The sequence below is a fragment of the Agrobacterium sp. Azo12 genome, assembly GCF_029193765.2.
In the GTDB taxonomy this organism is placed as follows: domain Bacteria; phylum Pseudomonadota; class Alphaproteobacteria; order Rhizobiales; family Rhizobiaceae; genus Agrobacterium.
Genome location: NZ_JARFYO020000003.1, coordinates 710,001 through 725,470, shown reverse-complemented (window position 1 = coordinate 725,470; position 15,470 = coordinate 710,001). Strand labels below are relative to the sequence as shown.

The window sequence follows — 15,470 nt, the reverse complement described above, 5'->3', positions numbered from 1 at the left end:
GTCTCCTGATAACTCCAATGCGTCGGTGATATCGCTGTTTCATTGTTCGATCAAAGCGGTAGACCGAATATAGTTTGCAATTCTGTGGTCCCGGTAGCTCCAGCTTCGCCAATCCAATGAGCGCATTGCAAACCTGGTAGCAAGACGATCCCGCACGCGCTTGGCTATCTCGTGCCTCCAGTCATGTCCTGGCATTTTTGCAACATAGATATCGATAGCCGGGATTGCCGATGGTCCAAGTGAATTGAGGTAATACAAGTCGAGTGGTGTGCCCAACTGACTGACCTCCGCACTGTTTTCGACATTAAAGCGGGCAATGAAGCCCGAGAAATCGAAGAATGCAGAGATGTAAAGAACAGCCAGCAGCGTCGCGAAGTTCATGGAAATCAGCCATTCATTGGACCGACGCAGTGCAATGCGCAGCAGGATGAAGACCAGACCTGTCGCCACCAGGCCCATCCAGATACCGGCTGCCATGCGCAGACCTGTCAGCGAATAGGTTTGTACGTAAAGATCGAGCCTGAGAATGGACGATAGGCAGAGCAGGACATTCTGCAAAATCCAGGCAATGACGAGCATGCGGATCAGACGGCTGCTGTCACCGGGACCGCCACTGCGCATGGCAATCAGCACGAAGGCTGCTGCAAGCAAGGCGGTTGCCACAAGCGGATAGGCACCACGATGGGCATATTCCGCATGGCTCATATCGGTCGGCAGTTCCGCGCCGCCCCACAGATACAGCACATCCAGCGTCGTCTGCATGGCAAACAGCAGGTTGAAGATCCACAGGCACCGGAGGAGGGCGGTGTGATCGAGAAAGCCTGTCGATTGATGGCTGACCTGCGGGGTTTCCGTTATGTGATGTCTGATTTTGCGTATCAGGCGCGGACGCAGTATCGCCGAGATACCGATTGCCGCAAACAACCAGAACCCGATGCGCGTTATATCAAAGAGGTTTATCAGAAAGCTGAGATCGATATTGTGCAGCCCCATCGCGATCAATGGATTGGCCACCGTGAACAGCAGCAGGAACACCAGTCCCATGCCGAGTGGCAACAGCCAGCCGGCAAGCGACGTCAACGTCGTTCCGAAAATTGGTTTTCCCGAATGCGAGACGAAATAGCGGCGGTAGAAGTGCGGCAAACGCAACGGCACCAGTGGAATGAAGCGAAGCAGTGTCAGCGGTACGGCCATTGGTGTTTTCGGCAATAGATTTGTACAAAAAAGCGCGATGGAAACGACAGCCGTCATCGCAAAGATAACACCTGTTACGCTTGGGGTTTCCAGTAAGGGTGCTGCGGCCAGTGCAGAAATACCCAGGCAGGTGGCTGCCTTGATGCCGCTCGGTGGTCGGCGTGCTGTCATGAGAACGGCTGATGTCAGCGATAGCGACAACAGGAAAAGGTTAAGGCCCGGCGCCTGCTGGAAAATCAGATAATCGGCGACTGCAATCGTAGCAATGAACACCAGCAGCAGTTTTTTGTTGGCAAGAGTACGGCCTGGGGCAACAGTTTGCTTGTGTGTCAGTTGCATATCGGCACCTCACGCTTTTGCGACTGAAGGTGTCGAACCCTGTCTTGGCTTATAGGTGAAGGCGGAATGCGGGTTTCAAGGTTGGAATTGTCTTCCAACCACCAACTTTCTTGAAGCAGACGGTAGGGCAGGCGGGGAAGGGCGGCTTGATCAGGGATGAGGTGCTTTTTCATATGAACAGGCTAGGCCCGGCGTTTGCAGATTTTGTGCAGACGATGAGCAGCTATTCAGGAATTTATACGGCGCGAACCTTTTGATGACTCCGGAATAAACGCGTTTGCCGGGGTGTCAGGCATTGCGCTGTGCGGCGGCACCTGCTGCAATCATCATGATGATCTCATCAAGCTCATGCCCGAGGCGTTCTGGCGGCAAGCCGACAAATCGCGCTTCCAACGTGATGCTGATGATGCCGTGGACGGCACCAAACAGCGTGCGGGCACGCACGGCGCGATCCTCCGCACTCATATCCGGCTGCAATTCCGCCAGAGGCTCGGCAATGATGCTGAGCAAAAACAGATGCTCATCGAGATGCCACTGGGGGGCGGGTGACTCTTCAGGCGGATAATGTTCGAACAGCGCTTTCCAGAGATTGCGATTGGCCATCGCAAACTTCAGATAACCTTGCCCGAGATTGCGCAACTTGTCGGTTGGTGACTTGTCCTTGACCTCAGCCAGCGCCAATGACTGCTCGAGAGCCTTTAATGTCGTTGAATTCACATGGATGATCAGATCATTGAGATCCGTGTAGGCACTATAGAGACCACCCAGCGCACAGCCGGCATCCTGCGTGACATCACGTGCCCGCAAATTTGCCAATCCGTCGCGTTTTATGCGGTCACGCGCCGCGTCCAGCAATCGGGCCTTGAGATCTTCCCGTTTTTCTTCCCGTCGACCCATGCCAGCCACCTCGTAAAATTTCTGAACACCGTTCAAATAAATATTGAACACCGTTCATTTTTATGCGAAACAAAAATTCATGAACAACGTTCATAAACGGGAGAGGCCCAATGTTCAACCGGATCACAACAGTTTTACGTGGCCGCCTCGTCACCGCAGCCTGAACCTCATTTCAACACATCAAGGAATTAAAACCGTGAACGACAGTTTTCAGAAACATTCCTCCACCTGGGTCAGCTTTTCCTACATCTCCTTCGGTGCTGCCGCTTTCATGCTGGTGCTTGGCATCTGGATGATGCCACTTGATCTCTGGGGCAAGGGATATCTCGCCATGGGCATTCTCATGCTCGTTCAGACCACGGTCAACATGACCAAGACCCTGCGTGACAATGCTGAATCGGAAAAGCTAATGCGCAAGATCGAAGACGCAAAGACTGAAAAACTGATGGCAAAGTTCAACCGCGATAGCGACAGCTAAAATAATATTAACCACACCCTGGGGTTGTTTTAGCTGTCAATAATTACCTAACGCCTCCATGGTTTTCCTGTCGCGATCGAAAAGGAAAGCGCCAATGCAAGATAGTCTGATTAAAACGAGGAAATTCGCGCCGCTGTTCTGGACGCAATTTCTGTCCGCGTTCAACGACAACTTTCTCAAACAGACATTGATCTTCCTCATTCTGGCGAAGATGGCTGCGGAAGGTGCGGCCCTCGTGACCCTGGCAGGCGGCATCTTCATTGTGCCCTTCTTGGCGTTATCGGCACTTGGCGGTGAACTCGCCGACAAACACGACAAGGCACAGATGGCCGAAAGGTTGAAATTTGCCGAAATCGGCATCGCCGCCATCTCGGTTATCGGCATCGCCTTTTCATCGATCACTGTGCTGATGGTTGCGCTGTTCGGTTTCGGTGTCATCTCGGCACTGTTCGGACCGATCAAATACGGCATCCTGCCGGACCTTCTCGAAACAAAAGAACTGCCAAAGGCCAATGCCTGGATTGAGGGCGGCACCTTTATCGCCATCCTTACCGGTACGATCGTTGCCGCCTATGCCTTCGCCGAAGGTGACAGCGTCTGGATCTTCGGCCCGATGATGATGGTGCTGTCGGTTCTATGCTGGTTGTCGGCCCGCATGATCCCGCGTACTGGCGCACGGGCACCATCGCTGATCATCGACAAAAACGTGCTGCGTTCCAGCATGACTCTGGTGAAGGAACTGCGTGAGGATAGCCGCGTCTGGCGCTCAGCACTGATGAATTGCTGGTTCTGGTTTGTCGGCGCCTTTGTCATGTCGATGTTGCCGATCATGGTCACCGAAATCCTTGGTGGTTCCGAACTGATCGTTCCTGCCTATCTGGCAACCTTCGCAATCTCGATTGCAATCGGCTCGGCGATTGCCGGCTGGATGTCGGCCGGTCGTGTCGTTCTTCTGCCCGCACCTGTTGGCATCGCCATCGTTGCCCTGTTCGGTATCGATCTTGCGTGGAATCTCTGGGGTCTGCAGTCGTCAGCACATGCCGATACCATGGCCGCCTTCTTCGCCGGTCAAAACACCATTCGTGTGGCGATCGATCTCGCTGGCATGGCCATCGGTGGCGCATTCCTCGCCGTTCCGACCTTTGCTGCCATGCAGACCTGGGCCGATGAGACACGCCGTGCCCGCGTTATTGGCGGCGCCAATGTTCTTTCAGCCCTGTTCATCACCAGTGGCCTGGCGCTGGTTGCCATTCTACAGGCGATTGGCGTGTCGGTGCCAATGATCATTCTTGGCCTGTCGCTCATCAATCTCGCTGTGGCTTGGCTGATGCTGAAGTTTCTGCCAACCAACCCGTTCCGCGATTTTATTTCGATCCTGTTCCGCGCATTCATGCGACTGGAAGTTGAGGGACTGGAGAACATCCGCAAGGCTGGTCGCGCACCGATTATTGCCCTTAACCACGTCAGTTTCCTAGATGGCGCGCTGGCGTTGGCCATCACCGAAGAAGAGCCAGTCTTTGCCGTTGACTACAAGATCGCGCAGGCCTGGTGGGTGCGCCCATTCCTGAAAATGTGCAAGTTCCTGCCGCTTGACCCGACCAAACCGATGGCGACACGTTCGCTGATCAAGGTGGTGCAGGATGGCAATTCTATCGGTATTTTCCCCGAGGGGCGCCTGACGGTGACCGGCACTCTGATGAAGGTTTACGACGGCGCCGCCATGGTGGCCGACAAGACCGGCTCGATGGTTGTTCCTGTTCGTATTGATGGGCTGGAAAAGAGCTATTTTTCACGCCTGTCCGGCGGCCAGGTTCGTCGTCGCTTGTTCCCCAAGGTCAAAGTCACCATTCTAGAGCCGGTTCGTCTTGATGTTCCAGATGAACTGAAAGGACGCAAGCGTCGCATTGCAGCCGGTGCGGCACTCTACAAGATCATGTCGATGTTGCTGTTCAAGACGACGGATACCAACCTCACTGTTCTCGAACGCATCATCAAGACAGCGAAGGAGAAAGGTGGCAGCAAACTTGCCGTCGAAGATCCGATCAGCGGTCCGCTGTCCTACGGCAAGTTGCTGACCGGTGCTGCCGTACTCGGCGCAAAGTTCAAAGCCTTGTTCCCGCATGAAAAGAACCTCGGCGTCATGTTGCCGAATGCCAACGGCACAGCCGCCACAGTTCTCGGCGTCATGTCGGCAGGCAAGGTCCCGGCGATGTTGAACTTCACGGCTGGTGCCGCCAATATCCTGTCGGCCTGCAAGGCGGCGCAGGTGAAACATGTGTTGTGCTCGCGTGCATTCGTCACGCAGGGCAAGCTTGCTCCGATCATATCAGAACTGGAAAAGGACGTGACCATTGTCTGGCTAGATGATCTGCGTGATACAATCACCACTTTTGACAAGATCAAGGGACTGATCCGTCGTTACAAACCGCTGGTGAAACAGACAGCGGAAGACACGGCCGTGATCCTGTTTACCTCGGGTTCGGAAGGTGCGCCAAAGGGTGTGGTGCTGACGCACCGCAACATCCTGTCAAATGCAGCCCAGGCCGCGTCGCGCATCGACTTCCACTCCGGCGACAAGGTGTTCAATATTCTGCCGGTCTTTCATTCCTTCGGCCTGACCGCTGGAACCGTCCTGCCGCTGGTCGCCGGTGTCCCGGTCTATTTCTATCCGTCGCCGCTGCATTACCGCATCGTGCCGGAGCTGATCTACACGTCCAATGCCACCATCATTTTTGGCACCGACACTTTCCTCAACGGTTACGCGCGCACCGCACATCCCTATGACTTCCGTTCGATCCGCTACATCTTTTCCGGTGCCGAACCGGTCAAGGCGTCGACACGCGAAACCTATATGGAAAAATTCGGCCTGCGTATTCTGGAAGGTTACGGTGTAACGGAAACGGCACCAGTCATTTCGCTCAACACACCAATGTTCAACCGTTCCGGCACCGTCGGCAAGATCATGCCCGGCATGGAATGGAAACTGGAACCAGTGCCGGGCATTGATGAAGGTGGCCGTCTGTTCATCCGTGGCGCCAATGTCATGGCCGGTTATCTGAAGGCCGAAAACCCCGGTGTGATCGAACCGCTGGTAGACGGCTGGCACGATACGGGCGATATCGTCACCATTGACGAAGACGGGTTTGTCACCATTCGCGGCCGTGCCAAGCGCTTTGCCAAGATCGGCGGTGAAATGGTGTCGCTGGCAGCGGTGGAAGCACTGGCAGGCCAGTTGTGGCCGGGCAGTCTTTCCGTCGTCTCATCCGTGCCGGACGCCAAAAAGGGTGAGCGCCTCATCCTGCTGACGGATGCCCCTAGTGCGACGCGTGCAACCTTTGCAAGCTTTGCGAAGTCGAAGGGCGCTATGGACATGATGGTACCCGCCGAAGTAACTATTGGTGCCGTGCCGGTTCTTGGTTCGGGCAAGGTCGACTTTGTTGCCGCGAGAAAACTCGCTTTGTCGACGCAGCCGGGTAGCAACGCGGCCTGATGTTTCAAACCCTGCGGACGGCAAGCAATTTGCCGTCCGTATCCATGTCTCATCAGACATGAAGGGGGAAGTGGGCGCTCGCTCAAAGCGTGCTCTGCCACTTCCGCGATGAATGCATCAAACACCGACCGATTGATGCCGCCGTCTCCCGCCGCGGCGGCATCCTGAAACATCTGACGACCCGATCAGATTTCCTTGATTAGCTGCTCGGCAATCCGTACGCTGAGTGCTGCGCCTGTCAGCGTCGGGTTCATGCACGATGCCGATGGCATGACGCTCGTCCCGGCAATGAACATGTTGGGATGGTCGTGTGTACGACAATCACGATCAACAACGGAATCTGTCGGGTCATCACCCATGCGGGTCGTGCCCATGACGTGCTGGCGGTTCTGCCATTTCACATCTGTGGACAGCACTTCGGCATCTAGCAGTTCTGCGATCTTGTTGAGATCCTGCAATCCGCGATCACGACCCGCATTCCAGTAGTCGGTCACGCTGTAATAGAGGACCGGGACAGGAATGCCGAGTGCATCGAACTTTGTTTTCGATGGCGTGACGCGGTTTTCGGCCAGCGGCAGCGGTTCGAAATCGATGGCCCAGTTCAAGGAACGTGCCGAATATTTTCGGATCTGCTCATCCAGCTTGGAACCGAGAATACCCTTTTTGATGAAACCTTCAGTCATCTGCGCGGTCGGAACAGTGTTGCGCACCTTGATCTTATAACTGGGGTAGTCCTTGCGGAATTCGCCATCACGCTGGTTGAGATACACCAGCAGTTCCGTTGGGCCTTCACCCGGCCACATATCTTCCTTGGTCAGCATGTTCATGCTGATACCGGTATGGTCCATGAGGTTACGACCAACCTGATCCGAGGAATTGGCGATGCCGTTTGGATATTTTTCCGATGTCGAAATCAGCAACAGTTTGGCGGATTCAATACCATAGGCAGCCAGCACGAAATATTTTGCCGTCAGACGATGCTCGGAATTGTCGGGCTTCTTGTACCAGATGGCGGTGATCTTGCCGTCGTCACCCGCTTCGATCTTGTAGACCGGCGAGTTGTCGAGCAATTTGGCGCCGTGACGTTCCGCTTCGTCGATATGCATCGAACCATCGTATTTTGCGCCGATCGGACAGACCGGATTGCAATTGTTGTTGCCAGCGCATGTCGGACGATTGCCGTAAGGACGCGAAGCGCGACCATGGGGCTCCAGAACCGGGTTGAAGCCACCGACCAGCAGCTTTTCTGCCAACGTGTCGAACATATAAGTGGAGTTCAACTGCTTCATCGGGAACGGCATGGAGCGTGGTGGCATAGGGCCACCGCCCTGACCGCTTTCGTCCTGTCCGTCGGTGCCGGTGACGCCCAGCTCCAGTTCGGCCTTGTTGTAATATTGTTCTAGATCGTCATAGGCAATCGGCCAGTCACGACCGCGGCCGTAAAGGCTCTGGATCTTGAAGTCGTTGGGTATCATGCGCCAGAGCGCCGAGCCGAAATGCCAGGTCGTGCCACCGACCACACGCAGATAGGAGGTGTTGTATTTGACCGGCCCCTCATACTGCAGATAGTCACCATAGGTGGATGGCGCCCACGGCATGCTTGGAAAGGGAGAGCCCGCACCTTGCAGCTTGGCGTTGGCGAGCGACAGTTTGACCGGCGCATTACGGTAGGTCTCGACGATTTCGCGGCGGTTGACGCGGGGACCAGCCTCCAGCACGATCACCTTCTTGCCCGCCTTGGCGAGATTGGCGGCGACAATGCCGCCCATTACGCCAGAGCCGATAACGATCAGGTCGGCATCATAGGATGTGTTTGCCATTTCAAGTGTTCCTGTCAGATCTTGCTGCCGGGCTTAGGTCCCCAGGCATTGGGGCCTGGACCATAAGACGGAATGGTGAGAAGGCCCTTGGTCGGGCGGTACATCAGGGAATCGGCATATGTGATAAGCTCGGCATCTTCCGGCTCGCCAACCACACCGAGATACCACGCGGAAACGATCTTGGTTGCAGCCTTCATCAACGCGGGGTCGGTGCCGGAAAGGGCGAGAAAACCATCCATATCCGACACACCTGATTGTTTGATGAGGTTTGACAATGCCGCCATGCTTGCATCCAGCTCGGCATCACGTTTTTTCAGTGCGGCCAGAAAACGGCCGCCGATAACCGGATCGAGTGTGTAGCCGGTCAGGAACTCTGACAGCTGTGTAAAGGACGTGACAGCGTCATCTGTGGCAGCGGCCGAAAGTGGGCCAGTCAGGTCGGCAAATACCGCCAGACCGGCAATTGCGACAGTGGTACGCAGGAAGCCGCGACGCGAGACATGTCCTGTGGCAGACGGGGAAAAATTATCGAGAGGCATCAGGATCTCCGAGGGAGCTGTAATGCAAAAAGGAAGGGAAGGTCTTAAGCCTTAAGAGGCAGGCGAACGACGACGTCGGATCAACAGCCAGGAGATCAACCCGACCACAAAGACACCACCAGCAATTGCTGCAGGAGCAGCAAGCGGCGCGAGCCTGACAATCAACGGCTTTTCGCCACCCTCACGAACAAGAGCGACATCTGCAGCACTGACCTTGACGACGGGATTACCGTAATTGGTCAGAACATAATTGCTGACATCGGCAATATCTTCGTCAGACAGACGATCCGTGTAGGAGGCATCAGGTCCAAAAGCCGGCATGAAGGCAACGTTGTCGCCAACTGTGCGATGGACGCCGTAAAGGACTGTTGCAATGAGATTGTCGGCTCGGTGCGCAGCAGTTGCGGTATTTTTAAACAGCGATGGGTAGTGCAGGTTACCCTGGCCTTCCGGCTGATGGCAGGAAGCGCAGCTGCCACTGAAAATATGGAAACCGTTTTCGTTCGGCTCCTGTCCAGGCAGTCCACGCAGCGATGCTTCGATTTCTGTCGACGGCTTGCCGAGATCGGCACGCGATTGTTCGTCGCCGGACGCACTGGCGGGCACATCCCTCAGATAGGTGACGATGGCCTTAAGGTCTTCGTCAGGCAGGTGCTGCAGGCTGTTCTCAACAGCTTCGGCCATAGGCCCGGCGGCCTGTGCCTTGCCGGGGACATTGCCGGTCTTGAGATACTGTACAAGGTCGGCATCCGACCAGCCGCCAATGCCGGCCACCTTGTCAGAGGTGATGTTTGGCGCAAACCACGGACCGATCGCTCCGCCAGCCAAAGGCAGGCTGCCGTCTTCGGCCATAAAACCATTTCGCGGTGTATGGCAGGTTCCACAGTGCTCAAGTGCCTCGGCGAGATAGGCGCCGTGGTTCCATTCCGCGGACTTAGCCGGGTTAGGTTCAAACCGCGTCTTGTCGAGGAACAACATGTTCCACACGGCCATCGATGTGCGGATGGAGAACGGGAAGGGCAGTTCGGTCTGCTGCGGCTTATGGTCGTCCGCTTTCACCTCATTCATGAAATAAGCGTAGAGCGCCTTCATGTCTTCATCGGTGATCTTGGCATAGGCCGTATAGGGCATGGCCGGATAAAGATGGCTGCCATCCTTGGCGACACCGTCACGCACGGCGCGCGCGAATTCCTCCTCGCTGTAATTGCCGATGCCATCCGCTTTTGACGGTGTGATATTGGTCGAGAAAATCTTGCCAAGCGGTGTGTCGATGCCATAGCCACCGGCAAAAGGCGTTCCGCCATGCGGTGCGGTATGACAGGCAGCACAGTCGGCAGCAGTCGCCAGATAACGACCACGCGCAATGAGGTCGGAAGAGGCGCTGTTGGTGTCTTCCGCAAGCGCTAGACCGGACGTAGCGGCCAGCGCGGTCAGACAGAGAAATATGGGTGACAAGGCGGGAAGAAGCTTGGGCATAAACAACGTGCTTTCATCAAGCATGAACGATAAGTGCCAAACCGTGCTTCTCCTCCCACGAGCAAGGCCGATACGTGTCGCCGCGGCCCAGATAGCAACATCGCGGAAAACACCAGTCTTTCCGAAGCAATTCTTGCGCGAAAACGCTTAATTGGATAATTCCTTACGGAAATATCAGCGTGTCGATGTGTCGCGGGTACGACTTGACGAGTGTCATAACGCCGCCCTCGCCATCTTGACTAGGCAGTTTTTTCTATAATCAGATTTCACCATACGTGAAAGGTTGGATGCGATGAAATTTGATCTGACGGACCTTCGTATCTTCCTGTCAGCAGTTGAAGGCGGTAGCCTGACAGCTGCGGCAGCGAAGAACAATATTGTTGTGGCAGCGGTGAGTGCCCGGCTAAAAAAGCTGGAAGAATCATTCGACCTGCCCCTGCTAGAACGCACGGGAAGAGGTATTCGCCCGACACTTGCCGGAGACATGCTGACGCGGCATGCCAGACAGGTTTTAAGCAGCGCACAGCGCATCGAGATCGAACTGAGCAATTTCTCGCACGGGCGCAGCGGTAATATCCGTTTCCTCTCAAACACAAATATGCTGGCAGAACATCTGCCAGCAGTCATGGGGCGATTTCTGGCCGAACATCCTGACATCAGCATCTCAGTTGCCGATAAACCAAGCCTCGAAGTGGTGGCGCTGCTGAGAAACGGCGAGGCTGATATTGGCATCGTTGCGGCATCTGCCGACATGAACGGTTTGGAGCGATGGCGTTTTGTGCCCGACAGACTGGTGCTGGTTGTGCCAAAGGATCACGCGCTGCTGGACGCCACCGATTTTTCACGCGTACTCAGCGAGCGCATGATTACCTTGCAACAGAAGGTCGCCTTGTCACAGTTCCTGCGAAGGCGAGCCATCGAGCTTGGACGAGATGTCGATATTCGCATGCGCATGGATGGGTTTGAGGGCGTCTGCGCCATGGTCGCGCAAGGGGCAGGCGTTGCAATCGTGCCGGAAAGCGCTGCCCTCCGTTATGGTCGCTTCATGGATTTTCGCATGGTGCAAATCCTCGACGATTGGTCCGACCGCGAACTTTATCTATGCGTTCGAAGGGAAGAACATCTTCCCCACCATGGAAAGAAGTTTCTTGCCCATTTGCTATCTTATGTCAGCGAAGCATCCGCATCACCCTTGCCCTGTCAGGATTGATATTCTGGGTGTCTATATCTGATAGGCCTCGACGGTCAGGGAAGCCTTTTCTCGTTGAGTGGCGATGATGCAACGATCATCGGCGGGTTTGTCGTAGGGCTGGTTCTGCTGCAGGTACTTGTTATTCGTTTCGGCATTGGCATGGGGCTGAAACAGGCCGCCAAATTACAGGCGCAGAAACTTGCCAAAAGCGGGTCCTGACAGCCGCATAAGGAACTCGGCTGTCAAGCGGTCATATCGCCTATCGGTTACAGACGGCCGTGATGCGAGCGCTTTCAATGCTGTTGGCGTGAACCGTAAATCCGGTCAACGAATTGCTTGGATTCTCCGGCAGATCAAGCTTGTAGACCGACAGGGCGTGGACCGTGAAAATGTAGCGGTGAACTTCACCCGATGGCGGGCAAGCGCCGCCGAAACCGGTAACGCCGTAATCATTGCTGATTTGCGTGGCACCCGCTGGCATCTTGCCGTTGGCGCTGGCATTGAGCTCTAGGGAAGTGCCGTGGCCGGGATATTCACGACATTCCAGTGCCACCAGCCCGAACCGGTTGGCGCATCCGGATCATAAGCCGTGATCCCAAAGCTTTTTGTACCTTGCGGTTTGTCGTAACTGCAATGACAGCGGGACAGACCGTGTCTGGCGTCATCCAAAGACAAAGCGTTGCATTAAGAAATCTGGCCGAGCGGAGTGGTTTTCCGAGATCGCATTCAATTCAGGTTCGGTACTGCGCTCCAGTATACCGGTGCGCACAAGGCAGGAACTCAGGCCTGCGCCTGCAGCACCTGCGATGTCATGCTCGATACTGTCGCCAATACAGATGATGCGATCTGAGGCGACGCCACCCAACAGAGACTGCGCCTTCTGGTAGATTGCCGGATAGGGTTTTCCAAACCAGCGCACGACACCGCCAAGCTCCTGATAGGTTGCCGCAATACTGCCAGCGCCGGGTGCCGTGCCACCGCCCTTGGCAAGCTTATGCCGGTCAGGATTGGTGCAATAACAGGGCACGCCACGGCGCGCTGCCGGTTCCAGCCGCTCTCGATATAGGGAGAGCGGAATTCGTTCAGCCTCGCTACCGGAGATGATCACCACATCGGCCAGAGCCGCATCGTCAACGCTTTTAAAACCGAGGGAATCAGCCAGATTGCTGTCGTCGCCGCTCGATATCGTCAGGCAACGCGTCGTGCTTTTCCCTGCCGTTTCCTCTGCCAGAATATCATGTGCTACATCGCCGGATGTTAGAAAGCGATCGAAACCGGAACGGTCAAAGCCGAGCTTCACAAGGCGGTCGGCATTGTAGTCACCGCTTCGGCCAGAGTTGGAGAGGATAATGATGGATTTTCCCAAAGCCTTCAGTCGCACCAACGCGTCATTGGCGCCAGGGTAAGCCCGCTCGTCATCCCGTAACACACCGAACTGGTCGACGAGAAAGGCGTCATATCGTTCAGCCAGATCAGTCAGCGTCGTCCATGGAGGAAGGCTCATGACCATCGTGCCTTTCCGGCCAGCGCCAAGGAGGCAGTGCCGACAGCCGCCTCGGCTGACCGCGCGGCAAGCAAAGGCACCCCGAGCGCCTTTTGGCGCATGTTTGTCCAAGCGGGATTGGCAGCTCCGCCGCCGACACTGCGCACAGATTGAAGTTTCGGACCGCCAAGTTCGACCAAACGGTCGTACCCCGATTTTTCGATGGAGGTGATACCTTCCAGAATTGCCTGGAAAAACACCATATCATCGGCCGGGCGAGGTTCCAGACGCGGCGGATAGGACGGATCATTGATGGGAAAACGTTCGCCGGGCTTGTTCAGCGGGTAATAATCAAGGCCGGTCGGCTTATCTGGCTGCAGAAGCGGTGTCATGGCTTTCAACTGTTCACCATCAAAGAAGCTGCCGATAACCGCCCCTCCGGAATTCGAGGCTCCGCCAGCGAGCCAGAAGTCCAGAATGCGATGCGAATAAATGCCATAATCAGCAGCATCGATCGGACTGGCTGAGGCCAACTTGATAACCAGTGTCGAACCAAGCGCGGTCACGCCGTCACCAATGCTCGACGCGCCGGTTGCGAGAAATGACGCGCAGCCATCCGTCGTTCCGGCATGATAACGGCAAGTCGCGGGGATGCCGAACAAGCGAGTTGCGGCACCGATTTCCGAAATAGGAGCGCCAGCACGTTTGACCACGGGCAGCAGCGCGATATCCATGCCGCAGGCATCCAGCCAATCCGGCCAACGCTCGGTCACGAGATCATAACCGGTTTTCAGCGCATTGTTTTCGTCACTGGTTGCTGCCGACACGCCAAGCTTGAGCAAAATCCAGTCAGCCTGATGCACGACTTTGCTTACACCGGGTTGGCGCGACAGATGAATAGCACGGGCCAGTGCGGAGGTTGCACCCCGAGCGGGGCTGTTGGTTGGGGCTTCTGACGCGATCTTCTCGACAATCCCAAGGTCGGGGCAGGGGTCGTTGTACATTAACGCATCGCCAACCGGCTCACCACTGGCATCCAGCGCCACCACAGTACCTGAGGTGCCATCAACCGCTAACCCTTCAATATCCTTTAACGGCAGGCGGGCGGAAAGTTCTGCCAGACAGGATTGTACCCCCGCCCACCACACGGAGGGCGAACGCCCGGCCGCAGCATTTGGAAATGAAAATACGGCCATATCCAAAAGAGTGCCATCGGCCGCGAGCGCCGCAGCACGAACCCCTGAGGTGCCGAGATCAATGCCCAGCGCTTTGGCTGGTTTTGCCGTCGCAGTCATGTGCGCTGACTCGCCTTGCGATCCAGAGCCTGACGGTATTGTTCGGCTTCCCAATGGGTCAGTTCATATTCCTGATCCGGCCCGAGATAGACAACGGGTGCATCTTCGGGAATGCGAGCAACGACTTCGGCAAGGCAACGCGCCATGACGCGCCCACCATCCGTCAACTCATTTGCCAGCAGAACACCGAGATCAGGCGCCAGAAGCATTTTGGGGACGACCAGATTTTCTGACTGCCGTGCTTCACAATAGGCTTTTGCCGTCTGCCCCTTGGCCAAAACACCAATTTCCGTACCCAGAAAAATGACGTGATCCGGATAGAGAGACCCACCTGTCGCCAGTTTGACGCTCGCAGGATCAAGGGCAGTCTTGTGGCTGCCACGATCTTCCGCAGCATGGAAATTCGAACCCGCCGCTAACGCTATCAAAGCTGCGACATCGACCTCTGCGACAGGACGTTCCGGCATCGTTAACGCCTCCGTGACACGGGTTATGCGATCGCGCACCTGTTCCACGGTCTCACCCGTAACGATAATGCCGTGATTGTAGAGGATGAGAACATCAGGCCGGTTTGCGGCAACCAATTCGATTTCACGGGCAAGCGGGGTGCCGGGTCGACGATAGGGAATGGTTGCCCAGGTCAAATCCGGCAGAATTGCCATGCGCTCAGCGATCCGTTTTTCACGATCCTCCAAGACGGACAGCGCAATTGCATTGACGCAGTGATAATGCGCCACCACAGTTTGGGGCAAGGCCGCATGAAAACTCGCCTCGATTGATGGACGCAGCCCCGACGCATTCAAGTCGGAGATGATGAAATCTGTTGCTTTTTCGGCGCTTGGATCCCGTGCCCTGAGCGCGTCGACCAGCGGAGCGACTTCAAGAGGCACCATGATGTCGCGTGTGCCGGCATGGGCAAGCCATGTGCCCGACGCCTTCACCCACATCATGCCGTCGTGCTTGATGGACGTGTTGCCGCCGGCGCCCTGCGTTTTCAGCACATCACTGCCGATCTGCCGCGACAGATCGAGAAATGCCTCGAAGGCTGGAATGTCCTGCGTCCGATTGCCCGAAGTCATGCCGGCCTCCTCCTATGCCGTAGCGTCGCATCACCATCGTTTGACAACGAAATATGAGCGAACTTTTCTGCAAAAGTTATTTTCATGATCACAAAACGTCAATAGTGAATAATTTTCGTCACAACTATTGATAAGGTAGATTGATTATGATTATCTTCATTCATCGGCGAGGGAGACGCCGGGAGGAA

12 protein-coding genes and 1 pseudogene are annotated in these 15,470 nt (G+C 55.7%); 4 read left to right on the top strand and 9 right to left on the bottom strand.

Features of this window, described 5'->3' with window-relative positions; all coding sequences use genetic code 11:
• Positions 1 to 39: 39 nt before the first annotated feature.
• Positions 40 to 1,533, bottom strand: a complete 1,494-nt coding sequence (locus PYL13_RS25355) for a DUF4153 domain-containing protein (RefSeq protein WP_275642727.1) — start codon at positions 1,531 to 1,533, stop codon at positions 40 to 42.
• 288 nt (positions 1,534 to 1,821) lie between these two features.
• Positions 1,822 to 2,430: a TetR/AcrR family transcriptional regulator gene (locus PYL13_RS25350; RefSeq protein ID WP_275642726.1), complete on the bottom strand. Its 609-nt coding sequence runs from the start codon at positions 2,428 to 2,430 to the stop codon at positions 1,822 to 1,824.
• Between the two features lie 196 nt (positions 2,431 to 2,626).
• Between PYL13_RS25350 and PYL13_RS25345 the strand changes: the two genes are divergently transcribed.
• Entirely contained in the window at positions 2,627 to 2,908 is a 282-nt protein-coding gene (locus tag PYL13_RS25345; protein ID WP_275642725.1) for a YiaA/YiaB family inner membrane protein, read from the top strand.
• Between the two features lie 94 nt (positions 2,909 to 3,002).
• Positions 3,003 to 6,398, top strand: a complete 3,396-nt coding sequence (locus PYL13_RS25340) for an acyl-[ACP]--phospholipid O-acyltransferase (protein ID WP_275642724.1) — start codon at positions 3,003 to 3,005, stop codon at positions 6,396 to 6,398.
• 185 nt (positions 6,399 to 6,583) lie between these two features.
• On the opposite strand, the gene PYL13_RS25335 is transcribed toward PYL13_RS25340, so the two are convergent.
• The 3 genes from PYL13_RS25335 to PYL13_RS25325 are packed head-to-tail and all read right to left on the bottom strand — an operon-like array spanning position 6,584 to position 10,233.
• A complete protein-coding gene (locus PYL13_RS25335; protein ID WP_275642723.1) occupies positions 6,584 to 8,218 on the bottom strand; it encodes a GMC family oxidoreductase in 1,635 nt (544 codons plus the stop codon).
• A gap of 14 nt (positions 8,219 to 8,232) precedes the next feature.
• On the bottom strand, positions 8,233 to 8,757 hold the full coding sequence (locus PYL13_RS25330; protein ID WP_275642722.1) for a sugar dehydrogenase complex small subunit: 525 nt from the start codon (positions 8,755 to 8,757) through the stop codon (positions 8,233 to 8,235).
• Positions 8,758 to 8,808: 51 nt separating this feature from the next.
• Positions 8,809 to 10,233 (bottom strand): c-type cytochrome, encoded by a 1,425-nt coding sequence (locus PYL13_RS25325; protein WP_275642721.1) that lies wholly within the window; start codon positions 10,231 to 10,233, stop codon positions 8,809 to 8,811.
• Positions 10,234 to 10,525: 292 nt separating this feature from the next.
• Between PYL13_RS25325 and PYL13_RS25320 the strand changes: the two genes are divergently transcribed.
• On the top strand, positions 10,526 to 11,443 hold the full coding sequence (locus PYL13_RS25320) for a LysR family transcriptional regulator (protein WP_275642720.1): 918 nt from the start codon (positions 10,526 to 10,528) through the stop codon (positions 11,441 to 11,443).
• Between the two features lie 54 nt (positions 11,444 to 11,497).
• The gene (locus PYL13_RS25315; protein ID WP_259148374.1) at positions 11,498 to 11,644 is read left to right on the top strand and encodes a hypothetical protein; all 147 of its coding nucleotides are present in this window, start codon (positions 11,498 to 11,500) and stop codon (positions 11,642 to 11,644) included.
• Positions 11,645 to 11,684: 40 nt separating this feature from the next.
• On the opposite strand, the pseudogene PYL13_RS25310 reads toward PYL13_RS25315, so the two are convergent.
• The 4 genes and pseudogenes from PYL13_RS25310 to PYL13_RS25290 form a co-directional block, all read right to left on the bottom strand.
• Positions 11,685 to 12,094 (bottom strand): annotated as a pseudogene (locus PYL13_RS25310) (YbhB/YbcL family Raf kinase inhibitor-like protein).
• On the bottom strand, positions 12,087 to 12,929 hold the full coding sequence (locus PYL13_RS25300) for a TIGR01459 family HAD-type hydrolase (protein WP_275642718.1): 843 nt from the start codon (positions 12,927 to 12,929) through the stop codon (positions 12,087 to 12,089). The pseudogene PYL13_RS25310 and the gene PYL13_RS25300 overlap by 8 nt, the downstream one beginning before the upstream one ends.
• Positions 12,926 to 14,203, bottom strand: coding sequence for an FGGY-family carbohydrate kinase (locus tag PYL13_RS25295; RefSeq protein ID WP_275642717.1), 1,278 nt, complete (start codon positions 14,201 to 14,203; stop codon positions 12,926 to 12,928). Before PYL13_RS25295 ends, PYL13_RS25300 begins: the two co-directional genes overlap by 4 nt.
• Positions 14,200 to 15,282 carry a class II aldolase/adducin family protein gene (locus PYL13_RS25290; protein ID WP_275642716.1) on the bottom strand — a complete coding sequence of 361 codons (1,083 nt, stop codon included), beginning with the start codon at positions 15,280 to 15,282 and terminating at the stop codon, positions 14,200 to 14,202. Before PYL13_RS25290 ends, PYL13_RS25295 begins: the two co-directional genes overlap by 4 nt.
• Positions 15,283 to 15,470: the final 188 nt, after the last annotated feature.